At 73.4% G+C, this 21,021-nt stretch carries 15 protein-coding genes; 1 reads left to right on the top strand and 14 read right to left on the bottom strand.

The window, feature by feature from the left end; all coding sequences use genetic code 11:
* Nucleotides 1-83: 83 nt before the first annotated feature.
* From CHR28_RS09535 to CHR28_RS09515, 4 genes are all read right to left on the bottom strand, one after another.
* On the bottom strand, nt 84-1,325 hold the full coding sequence (locus CHR28_RS09535) for a S8 family serine peptidase (protein WP_094053078.1): 1,242 nt from the start codon (nt 1,323-1,325) through the stop codon (nt 84-86).
* Nucleotides 1,322-4,639, bottom strand: coding sequence for a right-handed parallel beta-helix repeat-containing protein (locus CHR28_RS09530; protein WP_094053077.1), 3,318 nt, complete (start codon nt 4,637-4,639; stop codon nt 1,322-1,324). Before CHR28_RS09530 ends, CHR28_RS09535 begins: the two co-directional genes overlap by 4 nt.
* Nucleotides 4,640-4,785: 146 nt before the next feature.
* Nucleotides 4,786-6,069 carry an RICIN domain-containing protein gene (locus CHR28_RS09525; protein WP_179272365.1) on the bottom strand — a complete coding sequence of 428 codons (1,284 nt, stop codon included), beginning with the start codon at nt 6,067-6,069 and terminating at the stop codon, nt 4,786-4,788.
* Nucleotides 6,066-6,761: a type VII secretion system-associated protein gene (locus CHR28_RS09515; RefSeq protein WP_094053076.1), complete on the bottom strand. Its 696-nt coding sequence runs from the start codon at nt 6,759-6,761 to the stop codon at nt 6,066-6,068. The genes CHR28_RS09525 and CHR28_RS09515 overlap by 4 nt, the downstream gene beginning before the upstream one ends.
* A 587-nt stretch (nt 6,762-7,348) precedes the next feature.
* Between CHR28_RS09515 and CHR28_RS09510 the strand changes: the two genes are divergently transcribed.
* Nucleotides 7,349-8,443 (top strand): mannose-binding protein, encoded by a 1,095-nt coding sequence (locus tag CHR28_RS09510; RefSeq protein ID WP_256984185.1) that lies wholly within the window; start codon nt 7,349-7,351, stop codon nt 8,441-8,443.
* 26 nt (nt 8,444-8,469) lie between these two features.
* Here CHR28_RS09510 and CHR28_RS09505 read toward each other — a convergent pair whose 3' ends face one another.
* The 10 genes from CHR28_RS09505 to CHR28_RS09460 all read right to left on the bottom strand — a co-directional run bounded on the left by CHR28_RS09505 (nt 8,470) and on the right by CHR28_RS09460 (nt 20,966).
* A complete protein-coding gene (locus CHR28_RS09505) occupies nt 8,470-9,468 on the bottom strand; it encodes an aldo/keto reductase family protein (protein ID WP_094053074.1) in 999 nt (332 codons plus the stop codon).
* Between the two features lie 112 nt (nt 9,469-9,580).
* Complete coding sequence (locus CHR28_RS09500) at nt 9,581-11,089, bottom strand: cryptochrome/photolyase family protein (protein ID WP_094053073.1); 1,509 nt, start codon at nt 11,087-11,089, stop codon at nt 9,581-9,583.
* A 135-nt stretch (nt 11,090-11,224) separates the two neighbouring features.
* Entirely contained in the window at nt 11,225-12,067 is an 843-nt protein-coding gene (locus CHR28_RS09495) for an alpha/beta fold hydrolase (RefSeq protein WP_094053072.1), read from the bottom strand.
* Nucleotides 12,068-12,243: 176 nt separating this feature from the next.
* Nucleotides 12,244-14,556: an FdhF/YdeP family oxidoreductase gene (locus tag CHR28_RS09490; protein ID WP_094053071.1), complete on the bottom strand. Its 2,313-nt coding sequence runs from the start codon at nt 14,554-14,556 to the stop codon at nt 12,244-12,246.
* A gap of 36 nt (nt 14,557-14,592) precedes the next feature.
* Nucleotides 14,593-15,213, bottom strand: coding sequence for an SRPBCC family protein (locus CHR28_RS09485; protein ID WP_094053070.1), 621 nt, complete (start codon nt 15,211-15,213; stop codon nt 14,593-14,595).
* Between the two features lie 326 nt (nt 15,214-15,539).
* Nucleotides 15,540-16,220: a class I SAM-dependent methyltransferase gene (locus CHR28_RS09480; protein ID WP_094053069.1), complete on the bottom strand. Its 681-nt coding sequence runs from the start codon at nt 16,218-16,220 to the stop codon at nt 15,540-15,542.
* A gap of 81 nt (nt 16,221-16,301) precedes the next feature.
* Nucleotides 16,302-17,411, bottom strand: a complete 1,110-nt coding sequence (locus CHR28_RS09475) for a glycoside hydrolase family 43 protein (RefSeq protein ID WP_094053068.1) — start codon at nt 17,409-17,411, stop codon at nt 16,302-16,304.
* Between the two features lie 163 nt (nt 17,412-17,574).
* Nucleotides 17,575-18,405 (bottom strand): DUF1684 domain-containing protein, encoded by an 831-nt coding sequence (locus CHR28_RS09470; protein WP_094053067.1) that lies wholly within the window; start codon nt 18,403-18,405, stop codon nt 17,575-17,577.
* 57 nt (nt 18,406-18,462) lie between these two features.
* Nucleotides 18,463-19,599: a homoserine O-acetyltransferase MetX gene (gene metX / locus CHR28_RS09465; RefSeq protein ID WP_179272364.1), complete on the bottom strand. Its 1,137-nt coding sequence runs from the start codon at nt 19,597-19,599 to the stop codon at nt 18,463-18,465.
* 5 nt (nt 19,600-19,604) lie between these two features.
* A complete protein-coding gene (locus CHR28_RS09460; protein WP_094053066.1) occupies nt 19,605-20,966 on the bottom strand; it encodes a bifunctional o-acetylhomoserine/o-acetylserine sulfhydrylase in 1,362 nt (453 codons plus the stop codon).
* Nucleotides 20,967-21,021 lie beyond the last annotated feature (55 nt).

Raw genomic sequence — 21,021 nt, 5'->3', positions numbered from 1 at the left:
GCGGCAGGCGCACGAGGAACGCACGGACAGCGGGGGCCACTCGAAGTGGCCCCCGCTGGTGGTTCCGTTCCCCGGTGGTCAGCTCATCCGCGGTCCGGCTCGCCCGCGCCCGCCGCGCGCCACCCGCGTGCACGGGCCCGCGGAACGGCGAAGGCGGCCCACAGGACGCACAGCACGGCCGCCGAGCCCAGGAGGACGAACAGGGTGGCGCGGCCGGTGGCGCGATCGGCGGCGGAGGTGTCGCGCAGGGACACCGGATCGGAACCGGCCCGGCCCCCCGTGGCCCCAGCCGCGTCGCCGAGGACGGCGGTCACGGCCGCGTAGGGATCCAGCTGAGGAACATCGCCGGGGTAGGCCGTGGCGGTCAGACGGCGCGTCACGACCGCAGGCGAGGCGCCCGGGTGGGCGGCGCGCACGACCGCGGCGGCCCCGGCGGCGTAGGCGGTGGCCACCGAGGCGCCGCCCCCGAGGTAGTGGCCGTCTCCACGCGGGCCGCCGGACACCACTCCCGCACCGGGGGCGGCCAGGTCGATGCCGCCGGTGCGCAGCGAGCCGTCCGGACGGGCACCGTTGGGCAGCATGTCGGCGACCGACAGCACACCGGGTTCACCGGCAGGCCAGTAGGTGCGCGCCGGAATCTCGTCGCCCGCACCCCGCGACGGCGGGTCGGGCGTGGCGGCCGCGAGCACCACCGCGCCCGCACGGCGCGCGTCGGCGATCGCGCTGCTCAGCCCGGCGTCACGGCGCGGCAGGGCGACGGCGATCGCGATCACCCCGGCCTCGGCCCGGGTCGCGTCGCGCACCGCTTCCGCGACCAGGTCCGCGTCCGCCCGCCCACGCTCGTCGGTGCCCCGCAGTGCCAGGATCCTCGCACGCGGCGCGACTCCGGCGAGGCCCGGTGTGCCACCCCCGTCCCCGGCGATCAGCCCGGCCAGGAAGGTGCCGTGCCCCACGCAGTCGACACCGGCCGCGCCTTGGGCGGTGACCCGGCCGTCCAGGCCGGTGGCGCCGGCGACGACCCCGGTGTCGATCAGGGCGACGGTCACGCCCGCGCCGGTGCCGTGCCGGTGCAGCCGGTCCAGGTCGAGGCGCTGGCGCGACCAGTCCTGCTTCTTCGCCTTCTCACCGGAGGCGGGGGTGCAGGCCGTCTGCCCGGCGTCCGGGTCGAGCGTGGCGGGCATGCCGGGCAGCCGCTGGCCCTGCCCGTCGGCCGCGGGCAGGACGGACGGGGCCAGGGCGTGCGCCGGAGCGGCCGGCAGCAGCAGGGCGGCGGCGAGACCGGCGCCGGACAGCAGACGGGCGGTCCCGTGGACCGGCGACCTCATCGGGGTGCCGCCTTCGGGGCCGCGGTCACGACGTCCTCGGGCAGGAGGATGCGCAGGTCGTCCAGGGTGGGCGCGGCCAGCGCGCTGAGCCGTCCCGCCTGCCGGGTGACCATCGACTCGACGACCTGGCGGGCCAGCCGGGCGTTGCCGAAGGAGCGGTCCCGGGGCAGCGCGTCGAAGTACTCCTTCAGCAGCGGCCCGGTGCCCGGACCGCACTCGTAGCCCATGCTCGCGGCCTGCGCGCGCACGATGGTGACCAGTTCCTCGGAGGAGTAGTCGGCGAACGCCACCCGGCGCGGGAACCGCGAGGACAGGCCCGGGTTGGAGGCCAGGAAGCGTTCCATCTCGTCGGTGTACCCGGCGACGATGACCACCACGTCGTCGCGGTGGTCCTCCATCAGCTTCAGCAGGGTGTCCACCGCCTCCTGCCCGAAGTCGTTGCCACCGTCGCGCGGGGTGAGCGTGTAGGCCTCGTCGATGAACAGCACACCGCCCCGGGCCCGTTCGAAGACCTCCCGGGTGAGCTGCGCGGTGTGGCCGATGTAGCGGCCGACCAGGTCGGCGCGGGCGGCCTCGACCAGCTGGCCCCGTTCGAGGATGCCGAGCTGGGACAGGATCTCCCCGTAGAGCCGGGCGACGGTGGTCTTGCCCGTGCCGGGCGGGCCGGTGAAGACCAGGTGGTGGCTGAGCGAGGGCACCGGCAGTCCGGCCGCCGCGCGATGGCGGGCGGTGGTGATGAGGTTGACCAGGTCCGCCACGTCGCGCTTCACCTCGGCCAGGCCGATCATGTCGCCCAGGCGGGTCAGCGGATCGTCCGCCGGAGCGGCGCTCTCGCCGGCCTGCGCGGCGGCCGTGGCGGAGACGTCCTCCGGCAGCAGCAGCCGCAGGTCGTGCTCGCCGACGTGCTGCTGGGAGGCGAGCCGTACCGCCTGGCGGTCCACCATCTCCTCGAACACCCCGCGCGCCGCACGGCCGTTGCCGAAGCCGGCGTCCCGGGGCATCGCCTCGAAGTGCGCGGCCAGGGCCTGCGCCGTGCCCTCACCGAGCTCGTACTGGTGCTGGGCGCACATGTTCTCCATGATCGCTACCAGTTCGGGCACCGAGTAGTTCTCGAACTCGACCGTCCGCGAGAAGCGGGAGGCCAGGCCCGGGTTGGAGCTCAGGAAGGACTCCATCTCACGGGAGTAGCCCGCGGCGACCACCACCACGTCGTCGCGGTGGTCCTCCATCAGCTTCAGCAGCGTGTCCACCGCCTCACGGCCGAAGTCGGCGCCGCCGTGATTGCTGTCGGACGTGAGGGTGTACGCCTCGTCGATGAACAGCACACCGCCGAGCGCGCGTTGGAAGGTCTCGGTGGTCTTGATCGCGGTTCCGCCGACGACCTGGGCGACCAGGTCCGCGCGGGAGACCTCCACCAGATGCCCGCTGCGCAGGGAACCCAGCTCGGCCAGGATCGACCCGTACAGCCGGGCGACGGTGGTCTTGCCGGTGCCGGGCGGGCCCGCGAAGACGAGGTGGCGGCTCATCGGCGGGGCCGCCATGCCGAGCTGCTCGCGCCGCTGGGCGAGCTGCGTCAGGTTGACCAGGGTGCGCACCTGCTGCTTGACGTTCTCCAGGCCGATCAGCGCGTTGAGGGCGCCCAGCGGCCCGTCGGCACGGTCCGTCGGGGGCGCGTCCGCCGCGCCGGAGCCGGCCGGGTCGGTGTTCTCGGCGCTGCCGGTGCCCCAGGCGTCCCGCTTGCCGTTGCCGGTGCTGTTCAGGCCCTCCACGGCGAGCCGCTCACCGGGGGCGGTCTGCACCAGGCCGCCGCCCTCGTTCTCCCGGGCCAGACAGTTGACCAGGGAGACCGGTGCGGTGGACTCCACCCGGAAACCGTCCTGCGCGCCGCCGGTGACCTCACAGCCGCTCAGCGAGGCGAGCGCGCCCTCACGCAGCAGGAAGCCGTGGCCCTGCGGGGCGTGCACCGCCGTGCGGTTGGCGGTCAGCTCACCACCGGCGGCGACGACCACGCCCTCCTCGCCGGACATCTCGACACGGAGGTCGCGGACCGTGACGTTGCCGCCGTCCTCGACGACCAGGCCGCAGGCCGCCGTGTCGGACACGGAGCCGCCGGCCAGATAGAGGGTGCTGCCCGAGGCGACGCGCACGCCCGCGCCCTGCGGCCGGACGATCTCGCAGTCCTCGACGCGCCCCCGGGCGTCCTTGGAGGCCGACAGGCCGTCACCCGAGGGCTCCACCAGCCTGGCCCGGCGCAGCAGCGGGTTGGCGCCACCGCGCACCAGCACCGCCGGTGCGCCGCCGATCACCTCCAGGCGGTCCAGCTCCGGTGCCGAGTCCTCCTCCAGAAGCAACCCGGTCTGCTCGCAGTCGCGGACCGTGAGGCCGGTGAGCGCCGGGGAGGCGGCTCCGGCCACCCGCAGCGCCGCCCCCTGCGCGCCGTCCACCCAGCAGTCCTCGAAGGTGCCCCGGGCCCGGTCGGTGACCAGCACGCCGTGGCCGCGAGTGCGCGAAACGCGGCAGCGGCGCAGCACCGGATCCGTGCCGGCGGCCAGCGTGATGCCGTTGCCGGAGGCCCCGGTGACGCGCACGTCCTCCAGCGTCGTACGGCCCGCGCTGCTCAGGTGCACCCCTGTACTGGTGTCGTGCACCACGGTCCGGATCACCGACAGGGAGCAGTTCTGCTCCAGGGCCAGGGAGGGCTTGTCGGTCGAGGAGAGGTCGCAGTCCTCCACGGTGCCCCGGGACTCGCCGTTGGCCAGCAGCCCGTTGCCGCGGGCGTCGCGCACGGTACAGCCCCGGATGCGCGCCTCACCCTGCTCGGCGAGAACCACACCACTGGTGCCCAGGTGCTCGAAGGTGCAGGACTCCACGGTGGTGGGAGTGGTCGAGGTGACGACGACGCCCGCTCCCTGCGCGTTGCTCACCCGGCAGTCCCGCAGGGCGAGCGAGCCGGTACCCCCGGCCAGCAGCGCGGTCCAGGCGGCGCCGACGACCTCGCAGCCGTCCAGCGCGGCCTGCCCGCGCCGCACGTCCACGGCCGGCTGCTCGGCGTCGCCGCCGCGCAGGGTGAGTTCGGAGAGCATCACGGCGTCGGCGCGCAGCGCGAGCACGGTGCCCGAACGCGGCCTGATCTCCACGGTGCCCCGCCCCTCGGCGGCGGCGAGGGTGACCCGGGTGTGGATCACCAGATTCTCCGCGTACGTCCCGGGCCGGACGCTGATGAGCGCGCCGGTGCGGGCAGCCGAGAGCGCCTCACCGATCGTCCGGTAGCGGTCCCGGTCTCCCGGACCGACCGTCAGTACCTGGCGCGACACGCACCAACCTCCTTGCTACGGCGTCGTCTTCAGCGTGCGCCCCGCCCGGACCGGGGGGCGCGTGTCGGCGAGCCGACGGTGCCATCATGTCCCGCCCTGGCCCGGGCGGTTGCCGGGAGGGGTGCTCCCGGCCGTGCGGAGCCCGGTCAGACGCTCCACTTCTGGTTGTCGGTGCCGGCACACGTCCACAGCTGCAGCACGGCCCCGTTGCCCCGGTTGTTGTCCTTGATGTCGACGCACTTGCCCACCACGGTGTTCACCAGGTCGTGACTGCCGTTCAGCGTGAACTTCTGCGCGGCGTTGCCGTTGCACCAGGCGATCTGGATCGGCGTGCCGTCGCCGTAGTTCGCGCCCGCCACGTCCAGGCACTTGCCCCCGATGCGCATGGTGCCGTCCGAGGCGAACTGCCACTTCTGGGCCGGGCTGTTGTTGCAGTCCCACACCCACAGCTGCTTGCCGTCGCTGAAATCGCCGTCCGGCACGTCGACGCAACGGCCCGAGAGATGGCTGCGCAGGGACACCGGGGAGCTGAACGTCACACCCGAACCCGCCGCGGCCGGACGGTCGTTGCCGCCGGACGTACCGCCGCCACCCCGCGAGGACTGCCGCTCCTTCGCCGGAGCCTTCGGCTGCTCCTTCGCAGCGGTGTCCTTCTTCGGCTCGTCCTCGTCCTTGTCGCCGCCGGCGGAGGGGGCGGGGGCGTCCGGTGCGGTCGTCCGGGGCTTGCCGGTGCTCTTGCGCACGTCCGCGGAAGGGCTGCTGTCGGGTGAGGCCACCACGAATTGGCCCGGCGCCTCCTGGCCGTCGTCGCCGAGCACGGTTCCGGCGCCCGCCGACGCCTTGCGGCCCTCGTCGTCGTTGCCACCGAGGACCAGGAACGGCACCGACACCAGCAGTGCGCCCGCGACGGCCGCCCCGGCCAGAACCGCCTTGCTGGGCCGTCCGACCGGGGCGGCCTGCTGCCGGGGCCGGTCGATGGCGGTCTCGGTCATGGTGCGCACGAGTGCGGGCAGCCTGCTCTTGGCCGCCGCGGCGGCACCGGGGTCGGCCTCGGTGGTGGAGCGGGGAGCGGGGGAGTCGCCGGAGCCGCCGGAGGCGCCGGTCTCGGAGTCCACGGATGCGGAGACCGCCGTCGTGGCCGGGGCTTCGGCCTCGGCTTCTCCCGTGGCCGTCGTACGTGTGGACTCTGCGCCGGAGCCGGAGCCGGAGCCGGAGCCGGAGCCGGAGCCGGAGCCGGAGCGCGGGCCGGGGCCGGGGCCGGGGCCGGAGGCGGATCCGGAACTGGGGCCGGATTCGGAGCTGGCTTCGGGTGCGGGGGAGGGGGAGGGGGAGGCGACGGCGGACTTCACGGCGGGCGTCGTCCCGCCCTCGGTACCGGACTCCGTACCCGCCCCCGGAGATGCGGAGGGCTGCTGGGCGGATCGCGTCACGGGGTACTCCCTGTGGTGGGGGGCCAGGGTTCGGACAAGGCATCGTCCCGGGGCGCGACAGGGGACGCGGCCTCGGAGGCGGCCGGCTCCGCCGGGGCGGTGCCGGGCAGGTCGTCGGCCGGGACGAGCAGGGGAGCGGCGGCGCCGGCGTTGACCATCAGCAGGGTGCCGGGCCCGCTCAGCGAGCGGGCCAACTCCCGCACCTGCACGGTGTCGTGGTGAAGTGCCGGGGACATGAACGCGTGGACCGGTGAGGTGAACAACAGCACCACGGGAGCCCCGTCGCGTCCGGCGGCGACGAGGGGCCGGCCGTCCGGCCCGCGCACCACGCTCACCTCGGCCTCGGCCAGCGCCGCGAGAGCCTCGTCCACCGTGCCGTAACCGGTGGCGGCCCGCTGCGCCGCGGCGTCCACCGGATCGGTGGGCTCCGGCCAGCCGAGCGTCCGAGCCGAGGGGCGGTAGACCGGATTCTCGCGGAACCCTGTGACCTCGCCGCTCTCGTCCGACTGCCATTCCCCGACGACCGCCCAGTCCGGCGGTGTCCGCTCCTCGGCCCACTCCGGGTCCACCACACCGATCCAGTGGCCCGGGGCCTGCCGTGCGGCGGCGCGCACGGCGTCGGGTATGTCAGGGGTGTCGGCGGGCTCGGGCAGGTCGCCTTGGCTGACCACGTGCCGTTCCTGGGGCCGCATCTCCACTGAACTCTTGGGTCCCTACGCCTACTTGGGGTGCCGAACGGCATCGTCTGCATGCCGACGCTGATCAGTCGGGAGCCAACAGGATGCCACACGAACTCGGCCCGTGGGCGCCCGGGTTGGCTCCGTTTGGGCCGCCGGTGTGCCCGTTTTCCGCCCGGGTGGGGAACGTTCCGGGACCAGCGAGGCGACGGGGGGCAAAACGACGGGGGTGGTGGAGAGGGCAGCGCGGTCGTCGTCCGGGATACGGGCTAAGTTGGCCTTGTCGTCGATCTCGTCGACGTACAGTGCGTGCCGTCCGGCCGGACGGCCAGGCCGGAGCCGCACGGGGGAGCGGGCGATCCGCAGGGCGTCGGACCGGCTGCCGGCCGCCGACTGCCGGGCCGGTGCCGGGCGCATGACCGGATCAGGCCGCCGCGCCGTCCCCTGCCCACCACCGAGAGCTCCGCCACCGAGGAGGAGTAAGCAGCATGTCCCCCCAGCACCACACCCCTGGCGCGAAAGCGGAGAGGGCCGCCGAACCCGGCCCGGAGGAGGCAGGCACCCCGCCGGAACGCTCCGCATCCGACGTGAAGGAAACAGGCGTGCAGAAGACGGGCGTGCAGGAAACGGGCGTGGAGGAAACGGCCCCGGCCGCCACGTCCGAAGCGCCCTCGGGTGCCGCCGCGGTCGGGAAGCCGGCCGCCTCCGAAGCGGGCTCGGACGGCACAGCGCCGGATACCGCGCTGGCCGGGAAGCCGACCGCGACCACAGCCGAGCCGAGCAGCGCACCGAGCGCATCCACGGCGCCCGAGGCGTCGACGGCGCCCGAGCCGTCCGCGCCGGGCGGCGAGACATCCACCACGCCCGAGACATCCACCGCCCCCGAGACGTCCAAGTCCCCCGACGCGGCCGCCACATCCGACGTCTCCGCCACCCGTATCGGCCTGGCAGCGGCCGTCGCCGCCACCCCTCCCGGTGTCACGTCAGCGACCGGCGTGGACAGGGGACGGCCCCGGAAGCCGGTCCTGGCCGGAGCCGCGGTCGTCGGCGCCGTCCTGATCGCCGTACCGCTGCTGCTCGCCGGCGGCGGCAACGACGATGACGGCCCCGACGCCTCCCGCACCGTGGCGGCGGAGGACGTGGACACCGTGCTGGGGCAGGAGTCGGCGCCCGCCGCCCTGGACGACTACGTCGCGGAGAAGCCCAGCGCGTCCCCGAGCAGGAAGAAGCCGAGCAAGAGCGCCGCGCCGGTCGCCGCGCCCCCGCCCGTGGCGCCCGCGCCGCAGCCGAGCAGCTCACCCACGAAGACCGCGAAGCCCAAGCCCAAGCCGAAGCCCAAGCCCAAGCCCAAGCCGAAGGAGACCCCGCGGCCGAACTGGAGCACCGAAACCGTCTACGCCGTCAGCGTCCTGGAGGTCAACCAGGCCTGGACCACCAACCGCATCCGCATGGTCATGCAGACGGACGGCAACCTCGTGGTCTACGACGAGAAGGGCAAGCCCATCTGGGCGTCGATGACCTTCGGCCAGAATCACAGGGCGATCTTCCAGGGCGACGGCAACCTCGTCATCCACAACGCCGCCGACCGCCCCATATGGGCTTCCAAGAGCCACGGCCACGACGGGGCACAACTCGTCCTGCGCGCCGACGCCAAGGTGGTCATCGTGCACAACGGGCAGGTCATCTGGTCGACCTGACGGAGGGTTCGCCCGCGCCGCCGCCCTCAGCGGCGCTTGATGCCCGGCTGGGCCGCCGGGGCGAGGGCCGGCCCGGTGACGGGTACGTCCCCGAGCGCCCGGTCGACGGCGGAGAGGACGTCGTCGGAGAGCCGTACACCGGAGGCGGCGGCGTTGGCGTGAACCTGTTCGGGACGGGAGGCGCCGGTGATGGCGGAGGCGACCTCGCCACGGCGCAGAACCCAGGCGAGGGCCAGTGTGGGCATGCTCAGCCCAGCCTCCTCGGCGATGGGCACGAGCCGCTGCACCGCCTCCAGGGCGGCCTCGCTGTAGACGAGGTCCTTCGACACCGCCATGTCCGCGGAGGCGAACCGGCTGCCCTCCGGCACGGGCTGCCCGGGCTTGTACTTCCCGGTGAGCACGCCCTGGGCGAGCGGCGACCACACGATCTGGGAGATGCCGTTCGCGGCGCACAGGCCGAACACCTCGGCCTCGGGGGCCTGCCACAGCATGGAGTACTGCGGCTGGGAGGAGACGAACAGGTCCGGGCCCGCGATCTCGACGGCCGTGCGGATCTGTTCGGGGGTCCACTCGCTGAAGCCGATGTACCGGGCCTTGCCCTGCTCGACGACCTTCCGGAACGCCTCGACGGTGTCCTCGACGGGCACGGTGGGGTCGAACCGGTGCGCCTGGTAGAGGTCGACGTGGTCGGTCCTGAGCCGGGTGAGGGAGGCGTCGATCTGCTTCGCGATCTGCTGCGGTGACAGGCCCCGGTCGGCCGGGTCGTCGGACATCGGGAAGTAGACCTTGGTGGCCAGGACGTAGGAGTCGCGCGGGTGCTTCGAGAGGATCTCGCCCCAGGCCGTCTCGGCGGCTCCCTGTCCGTAGACGTTGGCGGTGTCGAAGAAGTTGATGCCGGCGTCGAAGGCCGCCTCCGTGCAGGCACGGGTCTCGTCGGCCTCGATGCCGCCGGAGTAGGTCAGCCATGACCCGAGGGAGATCTCCGAGACCTGAAGATCCGAGTTGCCGAGTGTGCGGTACCGCATGGATGCTCCTCGCTTCGTAGGGCGTACCTGACGGCGATTACCCCGTCACCGCCGCCGGACCACCGGCTCCTGGCACGGAATCGGTGAACCCACAGAGGAGACCCGGGCTCGGTCACGGCGCCTCGTCCGGGCGGTGCCGCTCCTGGTGCAGTACGTCGTCGAGGTCGGCGAGCCGGTCCAGGCCTTGCACCGCGCGCCGCATACGGGGGTTGCCGGACAGACGGTCGCGGTGCCGGTGCAGGAAGGCCCAGTACCCGGCGGTGTACGGGCACGCGCGCGGCCCCGTGCGGTCCGTCGGCCGGAACGCGCACCCCCGGCACAGGTCGCTCATCCGGTGGATGTAGGCGCCCCCGGAGGTGTACGGCTTGGTCGTCATCCGGCCACCGTCCGCGTACTGGGACATGCCGACCACGTTCGGCAGCATCACCCAGTCGTAGCCGTCGACGAAGCAGCGGTGGAACCAGTCGGTGACGGCGGCCGGATCCCAGCCGCGCTGCAGCGCGTGACTGCCCAGCACCATCAGGCGGGGGATGTGGTGCGTCCAACCGGTGTCACGGACCTGGGCGAGCACCTCGGCCAGGCAGCGGGCGGTGACGGCGTCCGCGTCGAGCTCGGTGAAGTAGGCCGGCAGCTCCGCCGTGTGCCCGAGCGCGTTGCCGTGCCGGTAGGCCTCGCCGAAGTGCCAGTACAACTGCCAGACGTACTCCCGCCAGCCCGCGACCTGCCGGACAAACCCCTCGGCGCTGTTGACGGGCACGGACCCGTCCCGCCAGGCGCGCTCGGCCTGTTCCACGCACTCGGCGGGGTGGAGCAGGCCCAGGTTCATCGAGGACGACAGCAGACTGTGGGCCATCACCGGGTCACCGGCGAGCATCGCGTCCTCGTACGGCCCGAAGGAGGCCAGCCGGTGCGCGACGAAACGGCGCAGCGCCGCCAGGGCCTCGCGCCGCGTGGCGGGGAAGCGGCGGGGGCCGTCCCGGCCGACGAACCGCACGCCCTCCTCGCGTTCCCACCGGTCGAGGTCCGCGCGCACCTCGGCGTCGATGTCGTCCTCCCGTGGCCGGTAGGGCCTCGGCACGTCCAGCATGGCGGTTCCGCGCGGTGGAGGTTCGCGGTTGTCGTGGTCGTGGTTGTACCGGCCTCCGGCGGGGTGGTCTGCGTCCATGAGCAGGTCGTGCCGTTGGCGCACCCAGTGGTAGAAGTTCTCCTGTAGCAGCCGCCGGCCGCCGAGTCGGGCGGCCCACCCGGCGAACTCCTCGTGCGCGACCAGGAAGCCGCGGGCGGGCAGGACGCGCACCCGTGGCAGGGACCGCACCAGCCGCAGCGCCGCGTACGAGGTGGGGTGGCACACCGTCACGTCCGCGTCGCCCACCGCGCGGCGCAGCCCCTCGCGATAGGTGTCCGCCCGCACGTACGTCACCCGGTCACCCAGCTCCGCCGCTCGGTGCCGCATGGCCGAGAGCACCAGATGGGCCTTGGCGCGGTGGAAGCGCCTGCGCCGGAAGACCGACCGCGCCTCGATCATCACCACGGGCGCCCCCTGACCGGGGCCCCGCTCACCGGCGGGCGTGAGGAAATGCGGGCCGAGCTGGTCGCCGAAGAGCCAGTGGGGGGTGGTCATGACAGAGAGCCTTCCGTCGGGGGCGGCGCGGGCGAACGCGCCGTGAGGAATTCGCCCACGGGAGCGCCCCGGATGCACCCGATCGCAGCACGCTCCCCCCCCCCGACAGTCGCGGCCGAGGCCCGGCCGGGCCCGTCACCCGAGTGCGAGCATCGCCTCCGCTACCTCACCCACCGCCGCGTCGGGGAGCGCGGTGGCGGCCTGCTCCAGGACCAGCAGGCGTGCGCCGGGAATCTCGCGCGCGAGCGCCTCGCCGTTGCCGACGGGGAAGAACCGGTCGCGGCGGCCGTGGACGACGAGCGTGGGGACCCGGATCTCGGGCAGGCGCTCGCGCCAGCGGGGTGCGCAGTCCAGCCTGGAGAACACCATGCCCAGCTGGTTGGCCATCTGGACCGGAGGCGTGGTGCCGGGTGTGCGGTCCCAGATCCGCGCGGCGAGGGCGCGCGCCGCGTGGGGGTCGTCGCCCAGGATCTGCGCACCGGCGGCGACGAACCCCGCGACCGCCTCGCGGTCGGTCCACTCGGGCAGGGGACGCGCGAACAGCCGGCGCATCGTCGCCCGGTCGTGGTCGGGGAGGTCGTCGTCGGGCGGGCCGGGGGCGACCGCGCGGGTGCCGACCAGCGTCAGCGCCGAGAACGCGCCCGGATGGTCGAGCGCGGCCACCTGGGCGACCATCCCGCCCACGCCGATCCCCGCGAGGTGGGCGGGTGTGCCACCCAGCGCGTCGGCGAGTGCGGCCGCGTCGGCGGCGAGGTCGCGCAGGGTGTAGGCGGGCGCCTCCGGGTCCCTCGTCGTGGAGTGTCCGCTGTCGCGCAGGTCGTAGCGCACCACGCGGCGGCCGCCGGCGGCGAGGCGCTCGCACAGCGCGTCGGGCCAGGAGAGCATCGTCGTCCCGCCGGCGAGCAGGACGAGGGGCGCGTCGTCGTCGCCGAACGACTCGATGCCCAGGGTGATCCCTCCGACATCCACCGTGGTCACCGGATCACCTCGAAACGACGTAGGTCAGTGATGATGCGTGTCATGCCAGGGCAGACTCGATCCACCGCCGTATGTCATCGCTCGTGCGCCCCTGGGCCGGGACGACCTGAGTCCCGGTGCTGTCACACGCCACGGGGCCCGCCGGTGTGGCGGGCCCCGTGGGTACGTGCGGACGCTCAGGCGGGTGCCGGCCGGGTCCGGTCGCGGGCCGGTTCCAGGCGGACGACGATGCCCTTGGACGTCGGCTGGTTGCTGATGTCGGCGACGCTGTCCAGTGCCACGAGGACGTTCGTCTCCGGGTAGTAGGCGGCGGCCGAGCCCTTGGCGGCCGGGTAGGACACGACCTTGAAGTCCTCCGCCCGCCGCTCGGTGCCGTCGTCCCACACGCTCACCAGGTCGACGGGATCACCCTGGGCCAGGCCGAGTTCGGTGAGGTCGGCCGGGTTGACGAGGACGACGCGGCGGCTGCCGTGGATGCCGCGGTAGCGGTCGTTGTCGGTGTAGGGGACGGTGTTCCACTGGTCGTGCGAGCGCATCGTCTGCAGCAGCAGGTGCCCCTCGGGCGCCCGGGGCACCACGGGCTCATTGCACGTGAACAGGGCCTTGCCGGCCTTGTTGTTGAACACACCCTCGTTGACCGGGTTGGGCAGCTGGAAGCCGCCGGGCCGGGTCACCCGGGCGTTGAAGTCGTGGAAGCCCGGCACGACGCGGGAGATGCGGTCGCGGATCGTGCCGTAGTCGCCCTCGAACGTCTCCCAGGGAATCTCCGGCTTGCCGTCCAGGGTGCGGCGGGCCAGCCGGCACAGGATGGACACCTCGCTGAGCAGCAGCCGGGAGGCCGGTTCCAGGCGGCCCTGGGACGTGTGCACCTCGCTCATGGAGTTCTCGACGGTGATGAACTGCTCCCCGTCGGCCTGCACGTCCCGCTCGGTGCGCCCCAGGGTCGGCAGGATCAGCGCGGTGTCGCCGCAGACCGTGTGGGAGCGGTTGAGCTTGGTCGAGATGTGGGCGGTCACCCGGCACGAGCGCATGGCCTCCTCGGTGACCGCGCTGTCGGGAGCCGCGCGGACGAAGTTGCCGGCCAGGGCGAGGAAGACCTTGACGCGGCCCTCGCGCATCGCCCTGATCGCGTTCACCGAGTCCATGCCGTGCGCACGCGGCGGGTCGAAGCCGAACTCCTCCTGCAGCGCGTCGAGGAAGGTGTCCGGCATCTGCTCCCAGATGCCCATGGTGCGGTCGCCCTGCACGTTGCTGTGGCCGCGCACCGGGCAGGCGCCCGTACCGGCACGCCCCAGATTGCCGCGCAGCATCAGGAAGTTGACGATCTCCCGGATGGTGGGCACGGCGTGCTTGTGCTGGGTGATGCCCATCGCCCAGCAGACGATGACGCGTTCGCTGTCCAGGACCTCGTCGCGGACCTTCTCGATCTCCTCGCGGGTCAGTCCGGTCGCCGTGCGCACGTCGTCCCAGTCGATCGTGCGGGCGTGCCGGGCGAACTCCTCGAAGCCGGTGGTGTGGGCGTCGATGAAGTCGTGGTCCAGCACGGTGCCGGGCCGGGCGTCCTCGGCCTCCAGCAGCAGCAGGTTGAGGGCCTGGAACAGGGCGAGGTCGCCGCCGGGCTTGATGTGCAGGAAGCGGTCGGCGATCTGGGTGCCGCGTCCGACGATCCCGCGCGGCTTCTGCGGGTTCTTGAAGCGCCGCAGTCCGGCCTCGGGCAGCGGGTTGACCGCCACGATCCGGCCGCCGTTCCGCTTGGCCTCCTCCAGGGCGGTGAGCTGGCGCGGGTGGTTGGTGCCCGGGTTCTGCCCGACCAGGAGGATCAGGTCGGCGTGGTGGAGGTCGTCGAGGCTGACGGTGCCCTTGCCGGTGCCCAGGGTCTCGCTCAGGGCGAAGCCGCTGGACTCGTGGCACATGTTGCTGCAGTCGGGCAGGTTGTTGGTGCCGAAGGCGCGCGCGAAGAGCTGCAGGATGAAGGCGGCCTCGTTGCTGGCGCGGCCGGAGGTGTAGAAGACGGCCTCGTCGGGGGTGTCCAGCGCCCGCAGTTCCCGCGCGAGCACGCCCAGGGCGTCGTTCCAGCCGATCGGCTCGTAGTGGTCGGAGCCGGGCCGTTTGATCATCGGTTCGGTGAGCCGGCCCTGCTGGTTCAGCCACTTGTCGGAGCGGCCCGCGAGGTCGGAGACACTGTGCTCACGGAAGAAGTCCGCGGTGATCCGGCGCGTGGTGGCCTCGTCGTTGATGTGCTTGGCGCCGTTCTCGCAGTACTCGTTGCGGTGGCGCCGGCCCGGGGCCGGGTCGGCCCACGCGCAGCCGGGGCAGTCGATCCCGCCCACCTGGTTCATGGTCAGCAGGTCCACCCCGGTCTTGCGTGGGCTGGTCTGCTCCAGGGAGTACTCCAGGGCGTGCACGACCGCGGGGACTCCGGCGGCCCACTTCTTCGGCGGTGTCACGGAGAGGGTGGTCTCCGGCTCCTCACCGGGCGGGTTCTGCATCGGTTCGCCTTTCTCTCGCCGTGTCCGGCACACCGTTCAGCCGACGGGCCACTGGGCCACGCGGCTCCTGGGCGGTTCCGGGTGGTCGTGTTGGACGCGTCCGTTGCGGATGGTGCCGCGCCAGGCCCCGCCCTCCTGCCCCAGACCCTCGATGAAGTGCTTGAAGTTCAGCAGCTCGCCGCGCACGAGCCGGGCGGTGAGCCGGGTGGCCCGCGACGAGCGGGTGAGGACCTTCGCGGCTCCCCGCGGCTCCAGGAGCATCCGGACGGTGATCGCGGTGCCGCCGGAGCCCGTCGGCCGGAACTCGACCTCGCCCTGGTGAGCGGGGTGCTGCTCCAGGCCCCGCCAGGCCAGGTAGGCATCGGGGTCCTGCTCCACGATCTCCACGGCGAAACGGTGGCGCAGGGGACCGTAGCCGATGCTCCAGGCGGTCACCGTGGGCCTGATCTGCTCGACGTCGCGCACCACGGCCGAGAAGCGCGGGAAGGTCTTGAACTGCGTCCACTGGTTGTACGCCGTGCGCACGGGCACCGCGATCTCGACCGTCTCCTCGACGTGCCGCTCCCGCAGCGGACGACGGCGCCTGACGCCGTCGCCGTCGGTGCGCGGTCCCGGCGTGTCCGGCACGGCCTGCTGGGCGTCGTCTGCGTGCGCCATCGCGGTCTCTCCTCCGGTGAGGGAGCCGGGCGTCGGGGCACCCGGGCCTCCCCTCGTGCGTCAGGGCTGCTCTTCCGGTTCCCTCATCGAGTCCTTCGAGTCCCCCAGAGCGCGCCCGTCTGCGGGCGATGCCGCCCAGGGGCAGGGACGGGCCAGGGGCGACGTCTTCCCACGGCGGCCGGCCGAGGGCCGAGCCCGGGCCTGCCGGCCGGTGCGCACCGGCCGGGGCCGCGGGAGACGAGCTGTTTTCCACCAGCTTCGTCCCCTGCCCGCCCGTCCGCCACTCCCGTGCTCCACCAGGGGGCCGACGGTCACCGAGCCGGATCTCAGCGCAGCCTGCGCACCCGCAGCACGAGGTCGTCGGCGTGGTGTGCGCCGGCGCCGCCCTCGGGGATCACCCGCGGCCGCTGCTCGTCCACCTCCACCTCCCAGTCGTCGTCGAGCAGGCCGGCGACCGTCGAGGGCCACACATAGTCCGCCGGGTCGAATCCGCTCTCCTGGGCCTGGCGGGTGTCCACCCCCGCGTGGTGCACGAACAGCAGCACGCCGCCGGGCGCGACGGCGGCGAGCAGCGCCCGCTCGGCCGCGGCGTCGGGGGTGCGCAGCAGGGCCGGGTACTGGGCGGACACCAGGTCGAAGGAGCCCGGCGGGAACAGCGCCCCGGTCAGTGCGGCATGCACCCAGCGAATCGTGACGCCGGCGTCCCGCGCGTGCCCGGCCGCACGCTCCAGTGCGACGCCCGAGACGTCGAGCGCGGTCACGTCCCAGCCACCGCGTGCGAGCCAGATGGCGTCGGCGCCCTCACCGCAGCCGACGTCGAGCACGCGCCCGGGCGCGAGCCCGGCGACCTCGGCCACGAGCGCGCCGTTGGGCCGGCCGCTCCACAGATGCTGCCGGTCGGAGTAGCGGTCGTCCCACTCCGCCCGTACGGCGGGGTCACCGACGTAGCCGTCGGTGGGGGAGGGCAGGTCGGACGCGGGCGGTCCCGCTGCGATGTCGTCGGTCACGCACCCACCGTCGCCCACCCCACCCGGGCCCGCCCACTTCTGTTGCCGGAACGGCAAACGGCTCCCCAGCCGGCCGCCCGGTCACTCGAAGAACTTCAGGCTGAAGCCCGTGTCGGTGGGGGAGCCGGGCACATTGGCCCGGCGGTAGGTCGTGCCGCCCCACCAGACGGCCGTGCCGGTGTACCAGTAGCGGTTGGCCCAGGAGTACGGCGTGCCCTTCTGGACCGCGTGGAACATGGTCGGGAAGCGAGGGCCCGCGGGCGGGCCGGCGGCGACGTCTCCGCGCGGCAGGACGAAGGTGTGGTGTCCGGGGCCGTCGACGTACAGGGTGGCGTGCCACCCCTCCATCATCGTCGAGGCGTGCGATCCGAACAGGCAGCCGTTGCTCTTGTACCAGTCCCACACGTACGTGGGGTCGCCGCCGGACCGCAGCCGGAGGTCGGCGATGCAGTAGTCGCTGCTCCAGCTGCCGTTGGCGGAGTAGGCGATGTGCAGGCGGCCGTCCGGGTCGACGACCGGCTGCGGCGCCTCGTTGATGTAGGGGTTGCCCACCACGCGCTCCCAGGGCTCGCGCGGCTGGGAGATGATGTGGCGACCGCCCGTGGCCGCGGTCGGGCTGCTCATCCGCGCGATGTACAGGTTCTGTTCGACGTTGGTGTCCCCGGCCCAGCCGGACCACACGAACCAGCGCTGACCGCCGAACGTGAACGGCACCCCGTCGATCGCCCACTTGTCGTCGGGCAAGGCGACCTTGGTGGCGGGGGAGTAGCCGGTGTCCGGGCGCGTGGAGCTGATGTGGTACATCCGGTGCGCGGCGCCCGTACCGGCGGCGAAGTAGATGCGGTACTGGCCGTCGTGGTGCACGATCTCCGGGGCCCAGACCTCGCCGAGTCCGCCGGTGTCGTTCCAGACCTGGCGCTTGGGAGCGGCGGCGATGCCCTCCAGCGTCGTCGCCGTGCGCACCGCGATGCCGCCGTCCACGGACTTGGCGGCCACGTACAGGTCGCCGACCTTGATGACACTCGGGTCGGCGCCGCCGAGCGTGGTGCGGCCGCGTACGGAGGAGGTGCCGTCCGTGCCCGCGGCGGCCGCGTGCGCGCGTCCCGCGGGAGCCGCGACCTCCCCGACGACGAGCGCTGCGACAAGGCTGAACGGCACGAGGACCGCCAGCCACCGGCGGGAGGGGGACATCCGGGCCTCCTAACAGCTCGATCATGCTCAGGTCATGCCCACGTCAGAGAGCGCTCTCAGATGGTCTCCGCCCCGCGGAGAAGCGTCAATAGAGCGCGCGGCCGGTGGGCGTCGCCCGCCCCCGGCACGGGCGACGCCCACCGGCCGCGCTACAGCCAGGTGCTCACCCGGTGACCGGCTGACGCTCGTAGGGGATCTTCTCTCCGGCCTCGATCGCGACCGGGAGCCGGTTCTCGGCCGGCGGCAGCGGGCAGGTGGCGAAGTCGGTATAGGCGCACGGCAGGTTGGTGGCGCGGTTGAAGTCCAGCACCACGGCGCCGTCGGGCCCCGGGGCGTCGAGGTGCAGGGCACGGCTGGCGGGGTACGTCGTCACACCGGACGTCGCGTCGGTGAACAGCACCAGCAGGCTGCCCGGGGTGCCTCCCGGGAAGGCGGTCAGATCCAGCTCCTGACTGTCGAGGGCGAAGCGGATCCGGCCGGGCGCGTCGTAGACGTGCTGCAGTCCCTCCACGGCGGCGCCCACGGTGGTCGGCCGCGGTTCGGCGAACGGCGTGTACGTGCCGCTGACCACCCAGCGCCGGTCCGGCGCGTACGCGGGGGTCCCGGTGAACGCGGTGCGCAGCGGGTGCCCAGGGTGCCGTGGGCGGACGAGGTGCCGCCCGCCCCGCTTGGCCACCTCGATCACCGCGTCTCCCCAGACCGCGTCGACGCCGCCGCGCTCGGGGATGACTCCGAACGTGTGCCGCCCGCGTACCGCGGTCCCGTCGACGACGAGCTCCTCGTCGTCGTCCAGCTCGACGGTGACGCGCCCGTCGCCTGTCGACCAGGCGCCGGGCGCACCGGGGAAGCGCTCGGGGGTGGCCTCCGGCCAGTACTGGCCGGTGACGGCGAGGAACCCGTGCTCATGGGCGAGCGCGGCGTCCTTCCGCCGGTGCCACGCCTCCCAGCCGGCGGCGAAGGCGTCGACATCGGCGGGGGAGCCCTGGACGGTCATGTTCGCTCCTGCGGAGTCGGGGTGCTGAAGTACTGGAGTCGGGGGGAACTGCCCGTGTCAGGGCAGGAGTTCGCGTACGAGCGCGGCGACCTGTGCCACCTCGATGAGGAAGCCGTCGTGGCCGTGCGGGGACTCGATCAGCCGGAGCCGATCGGCCGTGCTGATGCCCGCGGCCAACTCGGCCTGCTGGGATGCCGGGTAGAGACGGTCCGAGTCGACCCCGGCCACGAGGGTCCGGGCCGTGACCCGGCTCAGAGCGGCCCGCACACCACCGCGCCCCCGCCCGACGTCATGGCTGTTCATGGCCTCGGACAGCACGACATAGCTGGCCGCGTCGAAGCGGTGTACCAGCTTGGCCGCGTGATGGTCGAGGTAGGACTCGATCTGGTACCGGCCGCCGCTCCACGGGTCCTCCGTGCCCTGGGGCGAACGGCCGAAGCGAAGCTGCAGTTCGGGCTCGCTGCGGTACGTGACGTGGGCGATGCGCCGCGCCAGGCCGAGCCCCTCGTGCGGGCCCCGCCCGCTGTCGTGGTAGTGGCCGCCGCGCCAGTCCGGATCCGAACGGATCGCGTGCGCCTGGACGTTCGCCCAGGCGATCTGTTCGGCACCGGCCGCCGCCGCCGTGGCCAGCACCAGCAGCGCGCCGGTCCGTTCGGGATGGGACACCGCCCACTCCAGCGCCCGCATCCCGCCCATCGAACCGCCGGCCACCAGCGCCCACCGGTCGATGCCCAGCGCATCGGCCAGACCGGCCTCGGCCGCCACCTGATCCCGTTGCGTCAGGAACGGGAAACCACCGCCCCACCGCCGGCCGGAGGGGTCGGGCGAGGAGGGACCGGTGCTGCCCTGGCAGCCGCCCAGCACGTTCGGCGCCACGATGAACCAGCGGTCCGTGTCGAGCGCCCTGCCCGGCCCGACCAGCCCGTCCCACCAGCCCGGCGTGGGATGGCCGGGTTCGGCTGGGCCCGCCACATGGCTGTCACCGGTGAGGGCGTGCAGAACCAGCACCGCGTTGGACCGGTCCGGCGCCAGCCGCCCCCAGGTCTCGAACGCGAGCCGCACACCCGGCAGTTCGCCACCCGCCTCCAGAGCGAGCGGCCTCTCCCGCCGGTACCACTGGCGACGCCCGGGCGGGTCCCCCTCCCGCCAGGCCCCGGAGGCCGGCGGGAGGGGGACCTGAGAAGGCGTCAGCACGGTGTTCAGGACGCGCCCTTCGCCGCGCGGAACCCGGCCTCCAGGTCGGCCTTGAGGTCGGCCAGGTTCTCGATGCCGACCGAGAGGCGCACCAGACCGGGCGAGGCCCCGGTGGCGGCCAGCTGCTCCGCGTCGAGCTGACTGTGCGTGGTGGAGGCAGGGTGGATGATGAGGCTGCGCACGTCACCGATGTTGGCGAGATGACTGAACAGCTCCACGGCGTCCACGAAGCGCTTCCCCGCCTCCGCGCCGTCCCGCAGCTCGAAGGAGACGATCGCTCCCGCGCCTCGCGGCAGGTACTTCCGCCCGGCCTCGTACCACCGGCTGGACGGAAGCCCCGGGTAGTGCACGGCGGCGACCTCGTCGCGCTGCTCCAGCCACTCGGCGAGCGCCAGCGCGTTCGCGGAGTGCCGCTCGATGCGCAGGCTGAGCGTCTCGACACCTTGCAGGAGCAGGAAGGCGGAGTGCGGGGCGAGCGCGGGACCGAGGTCGCGCAGCAGTTGCACCCGCAGCTTGACGGCGAAGGCGCCGGGGCCGACGGCGGGCCAGTACCGCAGGCCGTGGTAGCTGGGGTCGGGCTCGGTGAAGTCGGGGAACCGCTCGGCGTGCGCCCCGAAGTCGAACGTGCCGCCGTCGACCACGACGCCCGCGATGGCCGTGCCGTGTCCGCCCAGGAACTTGGTGGCCGAATGCACCACGATGTCCGCGCCGTGTTCCAGCGGCCGCAGCAGATAGGGGGTCGGGACGGTGTTGTCCACGATCAGCGGCACGCCCGCCTCGTGGGCGACGTCCGCGATCGCGCGCACGTCCAGGACGTCGCCGCGCGGATTGCCGAGGGCCTCCGCGAACAGCGCCTTGGTGTTCGGCCGGATCGCCGCCCGCCAGGCCTCGGCGTCGTCCGGGTCCTCCACGAAGGACACCTCGATGCCCAGCTTCGGCAGCGTGTGCCGGAACAGGTTGTACGTGCCGCCGTACAGCGAGGTGCTGGAGACGAGGTGGTCGCCCGCGCTCGCCAGGGTGAGGATCGCCAGGGTCTCCGCGGCCTGCCCGGAGGACAGCGCCACGGCCGCGACCCCGCCCTCCAGCGCGGCGATCCGCTGCTCGAAGACGTCCTGGGTGGGGTTGTGGATGCGGGTGTAGATGTTGCCGGGCTCGGCGAGCGCGAACAGGTCGGCGGCGTGCTGGGTGTCGCGGAACACGAACGACGTCGTCTGGTAGATCGGCGTCGCCCGCGCTCCGGTCGTGGGATCGGGCGCGGCACCGGCGTGGATCTGCTTCGTCTCGAAGGACCAGGCCGAGGTGTCGGGCCCGGACGGCTCGTCGTCGGGGGTGTGGCCGGCGGTGACGGAGTCGAGGGGCTGGCTCATGGTGGTGCTCCCTTGTGCGGAGGGGAAGGCGCGCAGGCGCGAAGGAACCGCGCAG

The sequence above is a fragment of the Streptomyces sp. XY006 genome, assembly GCF_002237655.1.
Classification (GTDB): Bacteria; Actinomycetota; Actinomycetes; order Streptomycetales; family Streptomycetaceae; genus Streptomyces; species Streptomyces levis.
Note: the sequence above shows the minus strand (reverse complement) of the source record. Positions and strands in the feature narration are given on the sequence as shown.